We start from the raw sequence: 18,514 nt of genomic DNA on the forward strand, positions 1-18,514 counted from the left end.
AACGCATCGAACGCGCCAGGAGGCACGGAAGTGGCGCAAACGTACGTTGCCGACATCGGGCATCGGGCGCAGCCTGGGGCTTGCGGGAGCGCTCCCACGCAAGCGCTCCCGCACCCCCACGGAACGACATCGAGAGCACCGAAACCCCCACATCCGAAAGAAGGAGATCATGAATTGTCATGGTCATGTCCTTAGGGTCCGCTCCCGCCTGACGCTCCTCCTGAGCGTCCTGGTCGCCGCGCTGCTCAGCCTCATCCCCTGGAGCGGCACCGCCGTGGCCCACGGCTCGGTCGTCGACCCGGCATCCCGCAACTACGGCTGCTGGCTGCGCTGGGGCAGCGACCACCAGAATCCCGCGATGGCGCAGCAGGACCCGATGTGCTGGCAGGCGTGGCAGGACGACCCCAACGCCATGTGGAACTGGAACGGCCTGTACCGCAACGGCTCGGGCGGCAACTTCCAGGCCGTGGTCCCCGACGGCCAGCTGTGCAGCGGCGGACGCACCGAGGGCGGCCGGTACAACTCCCTGGACACGGTGGGCGCCTGGAAGACGACCGACATCACCGGCGACTTCACCGTGAAGCTGTACGACCAGGCCAGCCACGGCGCCGACTACTTCCTGGTGTACGTCACGCGGCAGGGCTTCGACCCCGCCACCCAGCCGCTGACGTGGAACGACCTGCGGCTCGTCGCGCGCACCGGCAAGTACGCGCCCAGCCAGAACTACGAGATCCCGGTGAGCACTTCGGGCCTGAGCGGCCGCCACGTCGTCTACACGGTCTGGCAGGCCTCGCACATGGACCAGACCTACTTCCTGTGCAGTGATGTGAACTTCCGCTGACCTGCGGTTCCCCGCCGGTCCACGAGACCGGCGGGGTCCGTGTGTTTCGCGGCTTCATGAGAGTTCTCCGAAAATTTTCGAGAGACGTGAACACGCCGGTGCTCCCGTACGTATGGGGCGAGGGGATTTTCATGCCCGGTTCGCCACAAGCGCAGGAGAGCACCCTTGGGACGCAACACGCGAAGACGCCCTACCGGACCACGACGCGCGACCTTCGCCGCATTCGCACTGATCCTCGGCGGAGGCGGCCTGATGGCCGCGAACGTCTACGCCTCCGCGACCGACGGCGGTTCGGGCGGTGACTCCGCCCAGACGCGGTCCGGTACGGGGGTCCGGACCGCGGGCTCCACGATCGACTGCCCCGACGTCGGCAGCAAGCTGACCTCGGTCCCCGAGCAGGCGCGGGGGGAGGTCGACAAGGAACTCGCCCTCCTGGACGAGCAGATCGCCAAGGCCTACCAGCGCCTGAGCGAGTCCGCGCAGCAGGTGCAGCAGGACTCCGGCTTCGCCGACAACGCGATCATGAACCCGCTGAAGGACAAGCGGGCGGCGACCCTGGAGCGCATCGCCATCGCCATCGACCGCGTGGGGGACCGCCCCGGCGGGCTCGAGGCCCTCGCCGCCTGCACCGTACGGGACTCCGGCAACCAGGCCCCCGCGCAGGGCGAAGGCCAGGAAGGCGACCAGCAGCCCGGCCAGGAGCAGGGGCAGGACGGCCAGCAGCAAGGCGCCGGCCAGGGCCAGGGCGCCAACGGCGGACAGGCGGGCAACGGCCCCGTCGCCGCCGACTTCGCGCCCATCACCAGCGTCCAGCCCGGCGCCGGCGGCCCCAGCCAGGGGACGAAAGCCTCCCGGGGCTCCTTCACCACCGACTGCGGCGTAAACGAGAACGGCCTGTTCAACTCCGACAACATCATCGCCGCCCCGGGCGTCACCAACGGGGCCCACCACTTCCACGACTACATCGGCAACCAGGCCAACAACGCCTTCGCCAGCGACCAGGACCTCGCGAACGCCGAGACCAGCTGCGCCGACCAGGGCGACAAGTCCTCCTACTACTGGCCCGTGCTGCGCCTCCAGAACGGCGCCCAGGAGCAGGACGCCAAGTCGCCCGGCGGCGGCATCGAGGGCAACGCCGGCGAGATCGTCACGCCGAAGCAGGTCACGCTGACCTTCGTGGGGAACCCGCGGGGCAAGGTCACCGAGATGCCGCGGCTGCTGCGCATCATCACCGGTGACGCCAAGTCGTTCGTCAACGGCCCGGCCAACGCCAACGCCTCCTGGAGCTGCACGGGCTTCGAGGACCGCCAGCTGAAGGACAAGTACCCGCTGTGCCCGCAGGGCAGCGACGTGGTGCGCACCTTCAAGTTCCAGAGCTGCTGGGACGGCCGCAACATCGACAGCGCCAACCACCGCACCCACGTGGCCTTCGCGGACGCCGCCGGCAACTGCCCGTCCGGCTTCCGGCCCATTCCGCAGCTGGTCCAGCGCATCGTCTACGACGTCGACGCGCCGAGCCTGGAGGACGGCGGCCGTACGACACCGCTGTTCGCGGTGGACTCCTTCCCGGAGCAGCTGCACAAGCCGGTCACGGACCACGGCGACTTCATCAACGTCTTCGACGAGGACCTGATGCGGGAGATGGCCGACTGCATCAACGACGGCCGCAAGTGCGGCGCCGGAGCAGGCGCCGAGCCCGGCGACAAGCCGGAGGAGGAGCCGCAGGAGCAGCCGACGAAGGCCCCGGAAGAGCCGACGAAGGCCCCCGAAGAGCCGACGAAGGCCCCCGAGGCCCCGCAGGAGCAGCCCACGCGCACCCCGGACGCCCCGCAGGACGGCAACGCGGGCGGAAAGCCCGGCGACACGGCTGACGGTGACGGCGGGAAGGGCGACGGCGACGGCGGCAAGGACCAGGCCGCCAAGCCCCCGGTGACGAACAAGCCGGCCCCCGAGCCGGAGCAGCCGGAGCAGGCCGGTTCGCCCACGGCCGCGCCGGGCGCCGGTGAACCGGAGGTGTTCGCGACGCCCACGCCCGGACAGGGCACCGCGAACGCCGGTGAGCAGGGCGGCTCGAAGGACGACGCGGGCGAGGACACGGACGGCCTCGGCCAGTCCCAGGCCGTCGGAACGGCGACCAGCGCCGCGCCGACCCCGTCGCTCCCGTCCAGGACCGAGCCCCAGGCGGTCGGCAGCGGCGGTCTCGCCGACACCGGCGCCCAGCTCTGGCCGGCCGCGGCGGGCGCCGTCCTGGTCATCGCGGGCTTCGTCGTCCTGCGCCGCGTCAGGCGAGGCTGAGACGACGGCACCGCCACGACCGGCGAACGGCGGCAGGATCCCCACCGGATCCTGCCGCCGTTCCCCGTCCCCGGTCCTCCACGACCCTTCGACGGCCGCCGAACCGCCCACCGTCTAGCGTGATCCCATGAACCTCACCAGGAACGCCGGACGCGGTGGTGCCATAGGCGGAGCGGCACTGTGACGCCGGGCGAGATGGCCGCCGTGTTCGCGGCCGGTACGGGCGCGGGCGCCGTCAACGCCGTCGTCGGCTCGGGAACGCTGATCACCTTCCCGGTCCTGCTCGCCACCGGCCTGCCCCCGGTCACCGCGACGGTGTCCAACGGGCTCGGCCTGGTCCCCGGCTCCATCAGCGCGGCCATCGGCTATCGCGAGGAACTCCGCGGGCAGCGGCGCCGCGTTCTGCTGCTGGGCATCGGCGCCGTGCTGGGCGGCCTCGCGGGCGCCGTACTGCTGCTGACCCTGCCCGAATCGGCCTTCGAGCGCATCGTTCCGGTCCTCGTGAGCCTCGCCCTCGTCCTCGTCGCCTGCCAGCCGCTGATCGCCAAGAGGGTGCGCCGCCGTCGCCCGGCGGACGGTACCGCCCGCCGTGACGGCGGCCCGCTGCTGTTCACCGGCCTGACGCTCGCCAGCGTCTACGGCGGCTACTTCTCCGCCGCCCAGGGCATCATCTACGTGTCCCTGATGGGCATGCTGCTCGACGACACCCTCCAGCGGCTCAACGCCGTCAAGAACGTGCTGGCCGCCGTCGTCAACACCGTCGCCGCCGTGCTGTTCGTCTTCTTCGCCGATTTCGACTGGACGGCCGTCCTGCTCATCGCCGTGGGTTCGGCCCTGGGCGGCCTGATCGGAGCCAGGACGGGCCGCCGCTTCAGCCCGGCCGTCCTGCGTACCCTGATCGTGTCGGTCGGCACCGTCGCCCTGGTCCACCTGGTGCTCCGCTGACAGCCACCGCCTATGCCCGTCGCCCCTCGGCGTCGATGTGCGGCAGCACGCTCTCCAGCCATCGCGGAGCCCACCAGGCGTGCCGGCCCAGCAAGGTCATCACGGCCGGCACCATGAGCAGGCGTACGACGGTGGCGTCGATGAGCACACTGACGGCCAGCCCCAGTCCGAGCATCTTGACCACGATGTTGTCGCTCACGATGAACGCCGCGAACACGCTCACCATGATCAGCGCGGCACACGTGATGACCCGGGCCGTGATCTCCAGGGCGTGCGCGACCGAGGCCTTGGCGTCCCCGGTGCGCAGCCATGCCTCGTGGATCCGGGACAGCAGGAAGATCTCGTAGTCCATGCTGAGGCCGAAGATGATGGCGAACATCATCATCGGCACGTAACTCTCGATGGGCACCGTGCCGTTGACGCCGAGGGCGGAACCACCCCAGCCCCACTGGAACACAGCCACGACCACGCCGTACGAAGCGGTGATCGACAGGACGTTGAGGACGGCGGCCTTCACGGCGACGAGCAGCCCCCGGAACACGGCCAGGATGATGACGAAGGCCAGGGCGACCACGACGGCGATGATCAACGGCAGCCGGGAGGCGACGATGTCGCGGAAGTCGACCTGCGCCGCCGTCGTGCCGGTGACGTAACCCTCGGCGTCCGTGCCCTGGACGACACCCGGCAGCGTGTCGTCGACCAGACGGTTGGTCAGGTCCGTGGTCGTGGCGCTCTGCGGGGACCGGGCCGAGTAGACCGTGCCGATCAGGACGTCACCGTCCTGCGTGGGCGCCAGGGGTGTGACGACCGCGGCGTCTTCGACCGAGTCGAGCGTCTGCTGGGCCTTCGAGGCCAGATCGGAGCGCTGCGAGTCCGGCACTCCCGTCTGGTCGATGACGACCGTCAGCGGACCGTTGGACCCTGGCCCGAACGCGTCGGTCATCAGGTCGTACGCCCGCCGGTCGGTGAAGGACGTCGGGTCGGCACCGTCACCGATGTGCCCGAGCCGGATGGACAGCACCGGGATCGCCAGGACGACGATCACGGCGACACCCGCCGCCAGGAACCACAACGGCCTGCGTTCCACCCGCTGCGCGTACCGGTGCCAGGTGCCCTGCGACGCGTCACCCGCCTCGGTCTCGGCGACGGGGCGGCGCACCCGGTAGCGGTCGATGTGCCGGCCGAGAAGCCCGAGCAGGGCCGGGACCAGGGTGAGCGCCCCGATGACGGCCGAGACGACGGTGACGGCGGCGGCGAGCCCGAGCTTGGCGATGAAGGAGACCCCGGACGCGGACAGGCCCGCCAGCGCGATGATCACCGTGCAGCCGGAGACGAGGACGGCGCGCCCGCTGGTGGCGGCAGCCTGCCCGGCGGCCCGCACCGGGTCCGCTCCGTCGAGGACGTTCTGCCGGTGACGGGTGATCAGGAACAGGGCGTAGTCGATCCCGACACCGAGGCCGATCATCGTGGCCAGGGTCGGTGAGACGGTCGCGAAGGTGAACGCGGCGGCCAGCAGCCCGAGGACGGCGAGACCTCCGACGACGCTGATCAGCGCGGTCAGCAGCGGGACACCGGCGGCGAGCACGCTCCCGAACCCGACCAGCAGCACGACGACGGCCACGCCGAAGCCGATCAGCTCGCTCACCCGGTCGTCGGCGGCCGGCCGGGCGAGCTCGCCGAGCGGCCCGCCGTACTCCACCGCCGCTCCGGCCGAACGCAGCGGCTGTACGGCGTCGTCGACCCCCTTCAGGTAGTCGTCGCCGAGGGTCGACGGCTGCACGTCGAAGCGGACGGTGATGTAGGCCGTCTTCCCGTCGTCCGACAACGGCCCGACGTTCTGCTGCGACTGCCCCGAGGACGAGCCGGGGCCGGAGAGCGGGTTCTGGGCCGACAGGACGTGCGGCAGCTTCTGCAGGTCGGCGACCGTGGTGGACATCTGGGAACTCAGCGAGGACAGGGACTGCCCGTCGTCGTGCAGCACGATCTGGCTGCTGTAGCCGCCGGCCTGCGGATCGTGCTTCTTGAGCACGTCCAGGCCCTTCTGCGACTGCGCCTGGGGCAGGGTGAAGTTGTCGGAGTACGTCCCTCCGGCCGAGTGGCTGACGACCTGGAGAGCCACCAGTGCCACGAGCCAGGCGATGACGACGACCACGAAGTGGCGCGCGCACCACTCGCCCAGCCTCCGAAGCAGACCCGCACGCGCGGCCTTCTCGTGCCCTTCAACGGTGCGGGTGTGCAGCATGGACCTGGGCTCCTGTGTGGCCGGGACGTTCGACGCCGTCCATTAGATGCGCGCGAGATCACTCCGGCATGCCGGACGCGGCGTCGCCACGCGCCTCGGGGCGGCCGTTCCCCCGGAAGGCGGCGGCCGGGGGAGTAGGGCCGTCCGCACGGATCACCGACGGCCCGCCTCTGCCCGTCCGCGTCAGCGCCCCGGAGCCCAGGGCGACGCCGAGGCCGACCAGCGCGCTGCCCGCCGCCTGCGCGAGACCGTAGGAGCCCGTGCCGACGAGCGGTGCGGTGCAGGCCGCCGCGACGGGGATGAGACCGGAGAAGAGGGTGGCGCGTTCCGCGCCGATCCGCTGCATGCCCATGTACCAGCACACGAAGCCGACCACCGTGACCACCACGGCCTGCCACAGCAGCGCGGAGGTCTCGACGGCGTCCGGAGGCCGCAGCCACCCGGTGCCGTCGGCCAACAACCCGACCGCCGCCGACTCCAGCGCGGCGACCGCGCACACCGTGGCGGACAGCAACCGCGGGCCGAGGGGCCGCAGTACGGGTACCGCGAGCACGGCGAATCCGACCTCCCCCGCCAGGGCGCACACGGAGAAGGCGATGCCCGCGCTGTCGGTGCGCCCCCAGCCCTGGACGGTGCAGGCACCGACGGCCACGAGCAACGCCCCGTACAGCACCGCCCGTTGTGGCCCGCGCCCGTCCAGGAGGGGCACGAGCACGGCGACCACCACCGGCGCACAGCCCACGAACACGCCCGGAACCGCCGGCTCCGCCGTGCGCTCCGCGGCGATGACCGCCAGGTTGAAACCGACCATGCCGACGGCGGCGAGCAGGGCGAGCCGGATCCACTGACGTGATGTCAGCGCCCGCAGCCGGGCGGCCGCGCCCTTCCCGGCCAGCGGTACCAGCAGCAGGCAGGCCAGCCCGTAGCGCAGGAACTGGCCGCCCGCGTACGGGTAGTCGCCCAGGAGGCTGTTGGCCGTGAAGGAGCCTCCGACGAGGACGCAGGCGAGCGCGGCGAGAAGAGCTCCCCGCGTGGTGGTGGCGTTCATACGAGCGACGCTAGGCAGCCGGGCGGCCCGGGAAGGGGTCCACTTCTGTGCCTGCTTGGTGGACCAATCCCTCCCCGGGCCGCGGTGGGTCAGCCGATGTGGTAGCTGTCCCCGTAGACCTTCCAGTCCAGCGGCGGATCGAGATCGAGGTTGCGCTTGCGCAGGAAGACCCGCTGCGCCGTGTCGACCCTGCTGGTGTCGCTGTGTGCCTCCTCCTGCCTCATGGCCCACACGCGCGCGTCCAGGAAGGCGTCGAGGTACGTCACCTCGTCACCGCCCCATGCCGGCGGGTTCGCCGTGCGCAGGGCCCGCTTGCGGATGTTGCGGAAGCTCAGGGGGTCGTTTCCGTCGCCGTGCATCACGATGGCGTCGTAGTACGCGAACTGGCCCAGCACGCGCAGCCCGTCCGCCTTCCCTTGCCGTACCGCCGGGCCGAAGTACACCCGGTCGCGCTCGTGGTCCTGTGCCCGCCGGAACTCGGCGTCGCGGGCCGCCCGGCGCCAGTCGCCGGGGAAGCCGGGGTCGAGGCCGTCGTGCGAGTCGGTGCCGTCGACCCGGCGCAACGCCGGCAGGTATTTCGCCAGGACGTTGCCGGGCTTGCGGTCCGTGTAGAGCTCGACGAGGTCGAGCATGTCACCAGTGCCGGAGCAGAAACCGATGATGCCGGCGGTGTAGCCGCGGCCGTCGCCGATGTCCTCGATGTACTGGTACTGCGCCTTCCAGTCGAGCGAGGAGTTCTCCGCGCTCGACACGAGCTGCATGGCGATCTCCTTCTTCGCCGGGTCGTCGAGCCCGGCCGCACGGACGGAGGCCGCGGCGTGCGGTGGCTTCAGGAACGGGGCGGTGGCGAGAGCGGCGCCGAACAGCGCCAGAACGGTGCGGCGCGCTGCCGGGGTCGAGGGGTGTCTCACGGTGCCTCCAAGCAGGGTGGGGGGTTGGAAGAGCCGGCCGTGCAGAACTGATAGGAAGGTTTACTATCACTCGCGCGCCACAAGGGAAACAGCCGAGCGGAAAGTTCGTAGGGTCGGACAAGCGATCCCCCGGGGAACCATGCGGCCCCCTGGTACGTCAACTCATTGCCCGGGAAGGCCGATCGGTCCAGGAGACCAACCGGAGAGGGGAATCGCCGTGGAGGACGCGATGTCGCAGCGGACCAGCGAGACGGAGGCCGCGGCAGCACGCCAGGCCCGCTTCGGGGCGCTGCCGGAGCCGGTGCGCGTGGAGGACATGGTCGAGGAGCGCGCGGCCAGCACGCTCGACCCCGCGCGCACCGCGTACAACCAGGACGAGTGGCTCGTGCGCTACTGCTTGTGAGACCTCGCGGACGCTACGAGCGGCTCCGCGCACCGAGGCCGCGCAGCCACCGCACGACGTCGTCGGCGTCCTGGGCGCGGGCGATGTCGAGCGGGGTCCGGTCGTCGTAGCCGCACCAGTCGATGTCGGCGCCGTGCCCGTGGAGGTACTGCGCGGTGGACAGCCGACCGCCGTGGCAGGCGCCCCAGAAGGCGCTGGTGATCTCGTCGGGCGAGGGCGGCTCGTCGGCCTCGACGTACGCCCGCACCCGGTCCAGCAGGCCGAGCGTGGCGGCGTCCTGGAGGGTGGTGCGGGCGCCGTGCTCGACGAGCCGGCGCGCGGCACGCCACTGGCCGAAGGCGCGGGCGTCGGCGAGCGGTGTGCCGCCGGCGATCACCGCACCCGGGGCCTCGATGTCGGCCCCGGCGGCGATGAGCGCGTCCAGGACGGGCACGTCGTTGCTGCTGGCCGCCCAGTGCAGCGGCGTCTCCTCGTGCGCACCGCCGAAGCGGGCGTCGGGGTCCGCCCCGGCGGCGACGAGGACGGCGATCACCTCGGGGCCATGGGGATAGTGCCCCGGCCAGTCGGTCGCGATGTGCAGCAGACTGCGCGTGCCCTTGCCGTCCTCGCCGTGCTCGGTGACGCGGACGGTGGCCAGGCCGGGATGCTCGGCCAGCAGGTGCCGGAGCCCGGGCAGATCGCCGCCCCGGATCGCTTCGGTGACGGCGACGGCCAGTGGATCCTGCGATGTGAGCGTCTGCAAGGCCGGCCTCCCGGTCGCCGTTCGAGGGCTCCGATTCTGCCAGCACGGCACCCGCCCGGCCATGCCCTTCGGCACAACGCCCGGCCATGCCCTCCGGCACCACGCGTCCCTCCGCGGCCCGGCCCGATGACGTGCCCCCACGCCCCGTGAGGCGTAGCGTCCGGGTAAGAGCGGGAGGACACCATGCCCGGGAGCAACGAGCCGCCCGGGGGCGCCGGAACGCCGGACGACGCCCTGGGAGTGGCGCTGGCCGACACCGTGCGCGGCACCGGCGCCTCGATCGGCGGCCTCTACCTGATCGAGGAGGCGGAGCCGGTACTGCGCCTGGTGGCGCTCTGCGGTCTGCCGGTGGCGTTCAGCGCCCCGTGGCAGCGCCTGCCGCTGACCGCACCCGTCCCGGTCGCCGACGCGATCCGCGACGACGGCCTGGTCTGGGTCGGCAGCCAGGACGACATGGCCCGCCGCTACCCGCGGGCCGCCGCCGTCCTGCCGTACCCCTTCGCCCTGGCCGCGGTCCCGCTGAGCGGCGTACGGCGCTGCTGGGGCGGCATCGTGCTGATGTGGCCCGCCATGCGGCCCCGCACGATCACGCCCCGCGAACACGGCCACATCACCTCCAGCGCCCGCCGCGTGGCCCGCCTGCTGGACGAAGCCTCCCGGCCGCCCACCCTGCCAGAGCAGCCGCGCGTCGTCCCCGTCGACGCCGCGCACCACCCCGTGCAGACCGGCCTGGCCGCCGCCGACTACCTCGAACGGCTCCCCGAGGGCGCCCTCGCCCTCGACCTGGAGGGACGCGTCACCTTCGCCACCGCGACCGCCGCCCGCCTGCTCGGCCGCCGCGCCGACCGGCTGCTGGGCACCCGCCCCTGGCAGTCCCTGGCCTGGCTGGACAACCCCGTCCACGAGGACCACTACCGCACGGCGGTCGTCAGCCGCGCCCCCGTGTCCTTCACCGCGCTCCGCCCGCCGGACCAGTGGCTGACCTTCCAGCTCTACCCCGACACCAGCGGCATCAGCGTCCGCGTCGCCCCGGGAGGAGAACAGACCGAGGACCCGCCGCCCGCCGCCACACGGCCCCCCGGGGCCGCGCCGACGGGACGCCTCTACCAACTCGTGCACCTCGCCGCCGCCCTCACCGAGACGGTGACCGTCCGCGACCTCGTGACGCTGATCGCCCACCAGATCCTGCCCGCCTTCGGCGCCCAGGGCCTGGTGCTCTCCGCCGCCGAGGCCGGCCGTCTGAAGATCACCGGCTACCACGGCTACCCGGCCGACGCCGTGGAACGCCTCGACGCCCTGACACTCGACACCGGCCTCACCCCCGCCGGCCAGGTCCTCGCCAGCGGCGCCCCCGCCTTCTTCGCCGACCCGGCCGAAATGGCCGGCAACTACCCCCGTGCGCCCCAGATCAGCGGCAAACAGGCCTGGGCGTTCCTCCCCCTGATCATCTCCGGCCGGCCGGTCGGCTGCTGCATCCTGTCCTACGACCACCCGCACACCTTCACCGCCGACGAACGCGCCGTCCTCACCTCACTGTCCGGCCTGATCGCCCAGGCCCTGGACCGCGCCCGCCTCTACGACGCCAAGCAGCGACTCGTCCACGAACTGCAACGCGCCCTGCTGCCCCGGGCCCTGCCGCGCCTGCCCGGCCTCGACGTCGCGGCCCGCTATCTGCCCGCCGGCCACGGCGTCGAGGTCGGCGGCGACTTCTTCGACGTCCTGCGCCTGGACGACACGACCGCGGCCGCCGTCATCGGCGACGTGGAAGGCCACAGCATCGCCGCCGCCGCCCTCATGGGCCAGGTCCGCACCGCCATCCACGCCCACGCCACCGCGGGCGCCGCACCCGGCCAGGTCCTCGCCCGCACCAACCGGCTGCTGGCCGACCTCGACTCCGAACTGCTCGTCTCCTGCCTCTACGCCCACCTCGACCTGGCACGCCACCGGGCGGCCTTCGCCAGCGCGGGCCACGTGCCCCCGCTGCTGCGCCCGGCCCACGCCGCCGCCGGCGTCCTCGACGTCGAACCCGGCCCGCTGCTCGGCATCGAGACCGGCGCCCGCTACCCGGTCACCACCACGCCCCTGCTCCCCGGCAGCACCCTCGCCCTGTACACCGACGGCCTCGTCGAGCTCCCCGGCACCGACGCGACCCGGACCACCTCCGACCTGGCCGGGCAGCTGGACACCGGCGACGGCCGCGACCTGGAACGGCTCATCGACAGGCTCGTCCGCCACACGACACCCACCGGACAGCACGCCGACGACATCACGGTGCTCCTCCTGCGCACCACCCAGCCCGACGGCGGCCCGGCGTGAGGCCACCGCCCCGGCCGCTCCGGTCAGCCCTGACCGGCGGTGTCGACCCGGACGTGCCGGGCGACGTCACGCAGCTTGATGTTGTGGTGCTGGGAGATATGCCGCAGCACGTCGAAGGCCTCGTCCTCGCTCATCCGGTGGCGTTCCATGAGGATCCCCATGGCCTCCCCGATGGCGTGCCGGGTCTCCAGGGCGTGCTCCAGCTGGTCGACGGTGCGGGCGGTGGCCAGCGCGACGGCGGCGTGGGAGGCGAGCAGCCAGCCCGCGGCCTCGATGTCCTTGCCGAAGGCCCCCGGCCGGCGCGAGTACAGGTTGAGCGCGCCGAAGTCCTCCTGGCCCGTGTAGAGCAGCACACCGGTCATGCTGCCGATGCCGAGGTCGCGGGCCGCTTGTGAGAACTGCGGCCACGACGGCTGCGGCTTCGTCATGTCGGCGATGCGGAACAGCCGCTCGCCGTCCACGCGCCGGGCCGCGTCGAAGCACGGTCCCTCGCCCAGCTCGCCCTGCAACCGGTCGGACTCCTCGACCATGTCACCGCACACGGAGAGCGTCACGGCCCGGCCCTTGGACACCGCCAGGATCCCGGCCGCGTCGCAGCCCTCGACCAGCTTCACGGCGGCTGCCGAGATCTCGTCCAGCGTCGCCTGCACCGAGTCCTGCGCCACGAGATCCCGGGCGAGATTCGCCATCTGCTCGGCGTACTGCTGCCACTCCACCGCCACCACCGCCTCGCTCACCGGTCCCGCCCACCGTACCCCGCGCCACGCCGTCCAGGCCGATCGCGAGAGACCGGGGGGCCTGCGGCAAACCGGGGCCACCCGGCAGCCCACCCGCTCAGCGATACGCCGTCAGCAGCAGTGCCACGTCGTCCGGCCGCTCCCGGGCGCGGCGCGCCGTCCGCACCAGCTGGTCGGCGAGATGGTCCACCGAGTCCGACGGAGTGTCGGCAAGGCAGCGGCGTACCTCCTCGATGCCCGTCTCGATGTCAGTGCCGGGCTGCTCCACGAGCCCGTCGGTGTACAGGGCGAGGACACTGCCGGGAGCCAGCGTGAGCGCCGTGACGGGATAGACCGCGTCGGGCTGCACGCCCAGCATGACGCCGCCCACCAGGTCCAGCGGCTCGGCGTGCCCGTCGGGGTGGCGCAGCAGCGGCGGGGGATGCCCGGCCCGTACGGCGAACGCCCGCCCCGTACGTGGGTCCAGCTCGATGTAGCAGCAGGTGGCGCAGACGTCCGCCTCCAGCTCGGCCAGGTGCCGGTTGGTGTGCGTGATGACCTCCTGCGGCGGCCACTCGCTCGCCGCGAAGGCGTGCACGGCACTGCGCAGCTGGCCCATCACCGCGGCGGCGCCGACGCTGTGGCCCTCGACGTCCCCGATGACCAGGGCCACCCCGCGCCCCGTGGTGATCACGTCGTACCAGTCGCCGCCGATGGCCATGCCCTGGGTGCCGGGCAGATAGCGGCCGGTGGTGCGCAGCCCCTCGACGGCGGGCAGCCGGTGCGGCAGCAGCCCCTCCTGGAGACCGCGGGCGACGGCGGACTCGGCGTCGTACAGCCGCGCCCGCTCCAGCGCCTGAGCGGCCAGACCGCTCAGCGCGGTGAGCGCGGAACGCTCGTCGGCGGTGAACCGGTGCGGGGTGTCCCAGCCGAGGATGCACGAGCCGACGGGATGCCCGGAGGCGATCAGCGGCAGGAACGACCAGGCGCTCATCCGGTCCAGGATGATGCCCGGGTAGGCGAGGGAGAGGTCCTCCGGCGACTCGAAGAAGAGCGGCAGCCGCGTGGTCAGCGCGTGCACCCCGGGCAGCTGCGTGTCGAGGGTGACGCCCTCGAACGGCGCGAGAAACCCCTCCGGGTAGCCCGACTCCCACAGCAGGTACATCCGGCCCTCGCGGACCGTGTACAGGGCGAGCTCCCGGACGTCGAACGCGGGCAGCAGCTGCTCGGACACGGCCCGGCAGACGTCCTCGACGGTGACCGCCTGGGTGAGCACGCTCGCCATCTGCACCACGTGGTAGAGCGCCCCGGCACGCGCCGCGGCGACCGGCCCGGGCGGCGGCGCCACGGCCGCGGCCTCCGGCACGGGACCGGCGGCGGACCCGGCCTCGCGCCCCGCCTCGGCCCCGCTGGGCGGGCCGGTCGGATGGACCCGGCCCGTCAGCCCGTGCACGTCCGGGTACAGCACGAAGCTCAGCCAGTTCCCGGCGGGATGCCGCACGAGGAAGGACACCTGCTCCTGCGACAGCATCGCCGCCCGGTAGCGGTCCTCGTACGCGGGATCCCGGAGCCAGGTGATCACCTCCCACGGATAGCGGCCCAGGAGCGCCTCCCGGCCGCCGCCCAGCAGTTCCTCGCAGCGGCGGTTGGCGTAGGTCAGACGGCCGTCCTGGTCCAGTGAGAAGAGACCGTCGGGCAGCCGCTCCGCGGCCTCGGCCGCGGCGAACCCGCTGCCCGCGTCGACGAGGGCCCCCACCAGGATCCGGTCGGAACCCGTGCCGCCGCGCACGAGATGCCCCCACAGCTCGACGGGCCGGTAGCCTGCCTCCTCATCGCCGGCGGGGTCGTCCCGCACCCGGAAGTGACGGCATCTGACCCGGCCGAGCGTGAGCGCGTCGTGCCGGCTCGCCCGCAGCTCGTGCAGGTCGTCGGGGCTGACGCGGGCCTCGATGTCCGCCATCGTGCCGCCGAAGTCCGCCCGGCCGATGCCGAGGAGAGCGAGGGCCTCGTCGTCCGCCGTGCACCGGTCGGTGTCCAGGTCCCAGTCGATGAGCCCGACCCGGACGGGCTGGACGGCGGGCGTGGGCAGCCGCACGCCGACCGGTTCGCCGTCGTACTCGATCCGGTACGCGGCGGAGCCCGTGCCCGGCGGGCCGGCGGCGAGGCGGGTGAGACGCTCCTCCATGAGCTGCCCGGCGGGGCGCAGTGCCGGCTCCACCGCGTCGGCGTCCAGCGGCGACCGGGCGGCCGAACGCAGCACGACCAGGACACCCACGACCTCGCCGCCGGCCCGGACGGGCCGGTAGGCCGAGCCGAAGGAGTACGGCAGCCCGGCGGTGAAGTGCGGGAAGCGCACCATGGTGGCGCGCTCGTCCGGCAGCCACAGGGTCTCGTCGCGCCGGTAGGCCTCCGCCATGGGCAGCGCACCGCCCACCGGCACCCGCCACCAGGTCCTCAGCAGCGACCGGGGCACCCCGGTCACCAGCGCGAGCACGAGCGAACGCCGGTCGCGGGAACGCAGGTAGACCAGCCCGCCGTAGCCTCCGAGGTCCCGTACGGCCTCGATCAGCGGAGCGGTCAGGGCATCCTCGATCCGGCCGGTGTCCCCGGTTCCGACCCGGCCGTCACCACCGCCCCCGCTCCGGCCCTCGGGTGACCGAGGCCCGTCCGGTACGGCGGCTGACTCATCCATCTCGCGTCCTCCCGGTACGGACGCACCGGACCCCATCGCTCCCCACCAGGATGTGCCATGGTCGGCGGTCCGGCGCGGCGGGTGCAACCTTTCGGTCTCTTCGGCCGTCTCACCCGATATCAGCAACATGCAAGCCTTGGGGGCGGTAATGGTACAAATCAGAACAGCATGCGCGACTCTCGCGCTCGTGGGCGCCACGGTGGGCGTCGCGGCGGTGCCGGCCGGTGCCGCACCCGTCGCGGCCCAGGCCGCCACCCAGGTCACGGCCTGCCCGACCGGCTGGGGGAGCCTCCCCAAGACCGACACCAGCGCCACGATCGCGCCGGTGAAGGACATCCGGACCGGCCGTCACACCTGCTTCGACCGGATGGTCGTCGACATGCCCGGCGCGGGCAGCGACGTCGGCTACTCCGTCCGCTACGTCGACCAGCTCCACCAGGACGGATCGGGCCGGCACATACCCGTGGCCGGCGGAGCGGTCCTCGAGGTGCGGGTGGCCGCGCCCGCCTACGACCCGGAGACCGGCGCCGCCACGTATCCCGGCCGGGTCGCGCGCCCGCTGCCGGGCGTGGACCTCACCGGCTACCGCACCTTCCGGGACACCCGGTTCGCCGGCAGCTTCGAGGGCGAGACCCAGATCGGGCTCGGCGTCCGCGCCCGGCTGCCCTTCCGGGTGTTGCAGCTCGACGGCCGCGTCATCGTGGACGTCGCGCACAGCTGGACCGCCACGAGGTGATCGCGGTGCGCCCGGTTCCCCGGAGCCGGGCGCCCGGGCGGAGCGGTCTCAGTGACCGCGCAGCCGCCCCACCCCCTCCAGCGTCCGCGCCGCCGCGCCGGCCAGGCGGGGCCGGTTGCGGACGAAGCGACGGGCGGCCCGCGCGGGCTCGCGGGCCAGCCAGTGGGCGGCCCCGCCCGGCACCGGCCGAACCACCACCCCCTCGAACACCCGCAGGTCACGGGTCTTGAGTGACTCCTTGTAGCGGGCCGGACCGCTCCCCAGGTCGACCGTCTCGACGCCGTCGGCCGCCGCGGCCTGAAGCATCTTCAGCTGGAGGACGAGGCCGGGGGAGTACTTGGCGTAGTCGCGGTCGTACGCCGGGAACCACCAGGACAGCACCGTGCGCGAGCGTAATCCGAAGTGCGCGGCCACGGGCCGGTCCGCCGCGTACAGCACGGACAGCACGCCACGGCACTCCGGTTCCTCGCTCTGACCGAGCAGCCGCACCAGCCGGGTGATCCACTCCTGCGCGAACCGGTCGCGCCGGCCGGTCCGCCGGTACTGTGCCGACTTCCACTCCATCAGCGCCCGCAAGGCGCCCGGGTCCCGGGCGTCGTACACGAACCGCACCTCGCCGACCTGCCGGGCCATCCTGCGCTCCTTGGCCAGGGTCTGTCTGAGGAAGCTCGGCGACTTCGCGCGCAGCCGCTCGGCGTACCGCTCGAACCCCTCGCCGATGTCGACGACCGGGGACGCGAGCTCCTCGACCGCGTGCGGCACGAACACCCTCTGGCCGGCTTCGAGGTTGTCGAACTCCCAGGACGACAGTGCGCAGGACCGCAGTAACCCGCGGGCATCGACCCGGATCCCGGGGCGTAACACGGCACCCTGACTGTCGGACACCCCGAGCCCGATGGCCCGGCCCTGCCCCAACGGTCCCCTCTCGTACGGGAAGAACCCGACCGGGGAGCCGTCGTCCTGGAGCACCGCCACTCTGGCCGCGGGCCTGACCCGCCCCACCGCCGTCGTGAACGCCGGGTCGAGAAAAGGATTCGCCGGAGCTCCGGACTCCGTCCGGATCTCCCGCCACATCTTCTGGTCGGTCGGGCTCAGTTCGTCCGGCTTCAGGATCAGAACACACTTTCCGGGCAACTCCGCCTCCTGTGTCATCGGCAAGGGGACACACGAAGGCCTGCACCTCACCGCGTACCGGCACCAGGCAGTACTCGGGCCGTACGGCGCAGGCCCTGTCGGCACCGCCGTCACTCAGCAGCGAAACGTCTGTAGCTCGACGGCGTTCGGGGCGGGCGCGACCGCCCCGGGACGCCGGGCCGTTCCCGCAGCTCGGACGTCCGCACCACCCCGGTCCACCGTGGGCGCGCCGCTCACCACGGCACCGGCCCGGGCCGCTCCCGCCGCCCTCGGCGTCCGCGCCACCGGCTGCCCGACCGACGGCTCCTCCCCACAGGGACAGGGCTCGCCGGCTCTTCCGGCTCCGGCCCGTTTGGCTCCGGCCCGTTCGGCTCCGGCCCTCTCGCCCCCGGCTCCTTCGGCCTCGGCGCCCGAAGTCGCCCCCGGCTCCAGTGCATCCCCGGCATCCACCGCCGCCGTGACCGCGGCCCCCACCGTGTGTTGCCCGGCCCGCGCCAACCCCGGGGCGACGAGATGCAGCAACAGCAGGCACGCCACCAGGCCCACCGCCGCTGCCCATCGTCGCCGCACCATCAGACCCCTGACCCGCGTGCCGGTGGGGGAGGACGGAGCTGTTCGGCCCGCCGGGCCGGCACCGGACCAGACCCCCGACACGGCCGGCTGCGCCTTCCAGTAGGCCGAGCACATCCCGCCCCGTCAAGCCCTTGTGAGCCGATTCGCCCCGCTCGGCCAATTGCTGCCGAATTCCAACGGAAAGCGCTGTCGACGATCGCTCGCTCTCCCGTGACGGCGGGTCAGCTGCCGCCCGGCACGCTCAGCACCTCGCCCGCCTTCGGCGCCCGGATGCCGAGCGGTTCGTCGAAGGCGCTGAAGGAGGTGGTGGTGTGCTGTGCGGCGCTCTTGTAGACCGTCCTGAGCAGGTACGGCTTGCCCTCGGCCGCCACGTAGAAGGTGTACGTCCCCGCCTTGTCCGCCTTGTCGGTCACCACCAACCTGACGGCCTTCCTGCCCTCGACGCGGGCGGAACCGTCCTTGCGCGCCGTGCCGAACGAGTCGAAGGGCCGTTCGCAGGAGGCGAGACCGTCGCGTCCGGCGCCGGCCGGGTCCACCGGCGTCTTCACCCACAGCTTCTGCTCGTCGGTGAGGCCCGGATAGTTCTTCCACTTCTGCAAGTAGGCCCGGTTCGGCCGGACGTAGTCGGTCTCGCCGAGCCGGATCTGCTCCAGTGCGCTGCCCCCGGACCACGTGGTCCTGGATCTGCACCGGCTGTCGAGGTCGGTCACGAGGCGGTTGGTGACCGAACCCCCGCTCGTCGTGCGGTTGGTGATGTCGACGGTTACGGAGTTCAGCTTCCGCATCGTCGCGTTGGCCTCGTCGAGGATGTCACCGGCGGGCTTCTCCTCGCCGGTGCCGTCGGCGCCGCAGCCGGTCAGGACGGCGCCCGTCAGAAGGCACGCGAGTGCGGTCGTCGTCATCACGGTAGCCCTGGCCTG

14 protein-coding genes are annotated in these 18,514 nt (G+C 72.6%); 6 read left to right on the top strand and 8 right to left on the bottom strand.

The features are described from left to right. The first annotated feature begins 169 nt into the window (after positions 1-169). From QC385_RS22425 to QC385_RS22435, 3 genes are all read left to right on the top strand, one after another. The gene (locus QC385_RS22425; protein WP_279543103.1) at positions 170-841 is read left to right on the top strand and encodes a lytic polysaccharide monooxygenase auxiliary activity family 9 protein; all 672 of its coding nucleotides are present in this window, start codon (positions 170-172) and stop codon (positions 839-841) included. A 252-nt stretch (positions 842-1,093) separates the two neighbouring features. Next, a complete protein-coding gene (locus tag QC385_RS22430; RefSeq protein ID WP_279543104.1) occupies positions 1,094-3,136 on the top strand; it encodes a DUF1996 domain-containing protein in 2,043 nt (680 codons plus the stop codon). Positions 3,137-3,331: 195 nt separating this feature from the next. Continuing rightward, entirely contained in the window at positions 3,332-4,081 is a 750-nt protein-coding gene (locus tag QC385_RS22435) for a sulfite exporter TauE/SafE family protein (RefSeq protein ID WP_443032966.1), read from the top strand. Between the two features lie 10 nt (positions 4,082-4,091). On the opposite strand, the gene QC385_RS22440 is transcribed toward QC385_RS22435, so the two are convergent. The 3 genes from QC385_RS22440 to QC385_RS22450 form a co-directional block, all read right to left on the bottom strand. Next, entirely contained in the window at positions 4,092-6,323 is a 2,232-nt protein-coding gene (locus tag QC385_RS22440; protein WP_279543107.1) for an MMPL family transporter, read from the bottom strand. Positions 6,324-6,381: 58 nt separating this feature from the next. Then, positions 6,382-7,371 carry a DMT family transporter gene (locus QC385_RS22445; RefSeq protein ID WP_279543108.1) on the bottom strand — a complete coding sequence of 330 codons (990 nt, stop codon included), beginning with the start codon at positions 7,369-7,371 and terminating at the stop codon, positions 6,382-6,384. Positions 7,372-7,460: 89 nt separating this feature from the next. Further along, a complete protein-coding gene (locus QC385_RS22450) occupies positions 7,461-8,282 on the bottom strand; it encodes a chitosanase (protein WP_279543109.1) in 822 nt (273 codons plus the stop codon). Between the two features lie 229 nt (positions 8,283-8,511). Between QC385_RS22450 and QC385_RS22455 the strand changes: the two genes are divergently transcribed. Beyond that, positions 8,512-8,685 (top strand): hypothetical protein, encoded by a 174-nt coding sequence (locus QC385_RS22455; protein ID WP_279543110.1) that lies wholly within the window; start codon positions 8,512-8,514, stop codon positions 8,683-8,685. 13 nt (positions 8,686-8,698) lie between these two features. Here the strand turns inward: QC385_RS22455 and QC385_RS22460 are convergent, their stop codons facing one another. Beyond that, the gene (locus QC385_RS22460) at positions 8,699-9,427 is read right to left on the bottom strand and encodes an ankyrin repeat domain-containing protein (RefSeq protein ID WP_279543111.1); all 729 of its coding nucleotides are present in this window, start codon (positions 9,425-9,427) and stop codon (positions 8,699-8,701) included. Positions 9,428-9,610: 183 nt separating this feature from the next. Here QC385_RS22460 and QC385_RS22465 point away from each other — a divergent pair, with 183 nt between their 5' ends. Next, on the top strand, positions 9,611-11,743 hold the full coding sequence (locus QC385_RS22465; RefSeq protein WP_279543112.1) for a SpoIIE family protein phosphatase: 2,133 nt from the start codon (positions 9,611-9,613) through the stop codon (positions 11,741-11,743). 23 nt (positions 11,744-11,766) lie between these two features. Here the strand turns inward: QC385_RS22465 and QC385_RS22470 are convergent, their stop codons facing one another. Together QC385_RS22470 and QC385_RS22475 are read right to left on the bottom strand one after the other, a co-directional pair. After that, positions 11,767-12,432: an ANTAR domain-containing protein gene (locus tag QC385_RS22470; RefSeq protein ID WP_443032967.1), complete on the bottom strand. Its 666-nt coding sequence runs from the start codon at positions 12,430-12,432 to the stop codon at positions 11,767-11,769. A 145-nt stretch (positions 12,433-12,577) separates the two neighbouring features. Next, positions 12,578-15,151, bottom strand: coding sequence for a SpoIIE family protein phosphatase (locus QC385_RS22475; protein ID WP_279543113.1), 2,574 nt, complete (start codon positions 15,149-15,151; stop codon positions 12,578-12,580). A gap of 148 nt (positions 15,152-15,299) precedes the next feature. Here QC385_RS22475 and QC385_RS22480 point away from each other — a divergent pair, with 148 nt between their 5' ends. Next, complete coding sequence (locus QC385_RS22480; RefSeq protein ID WP_279543114.1) at positions 15,300-15,887, top strand: AMIN-like domain-containing (lipo)protein; 588 nt, start codon at positions 15,300-15,302, stop codon at positions 15,885-15,887. Between the two features lie 48 nt (positions 15,888-15,935). Here the strand turns inward: QC385_RS22480 and QC385_RS22485 are convergent, their stop codons facing one another. Together QC385_RS22485 and QC385_RS22490 are read right to left on the bottom strand one after the other, a co-directional pair. Further along, positions 15,936-17,039 carry a GNAT family N-acetyltransferase gene (locus tag QC385_RS22485; protein WP_279543146.1) on the bottom strand — a complete coding sequence of 368 codons (1,104 nt, stop codon included), beginning with the start codon at positions 17,037-17,039 and terminating at the stop codon, positions 15,936-15,938. Between the two features lie 776 nt (positions 17,040-17,815). Beyond that, the gene (locus tag QC385_RS22490; RefSeq protein WP_279543115.1) at positions 17,816-18,496 is read right to left on the bottom strand and encodes a hypothetical protein; all 681 of its coding nucleotides are present in this window, start codon (positions 18,494-18,496) and stop codon (positions 17,816-17,818) included. Positions 18,497-18,514 lie beyond the last annotated feature (18 nt).

The sequence above is a fragment of the Streptomyces sp. DH10 genome (genome assembly GCF_029813805.1).
Classification (GTDB): Bacteria; Actinomycetota; Actinomycetes; order Streptomycetales; family Streptomycetaceae; genus Streptomyces; species Streptomyces coeruleofuscus.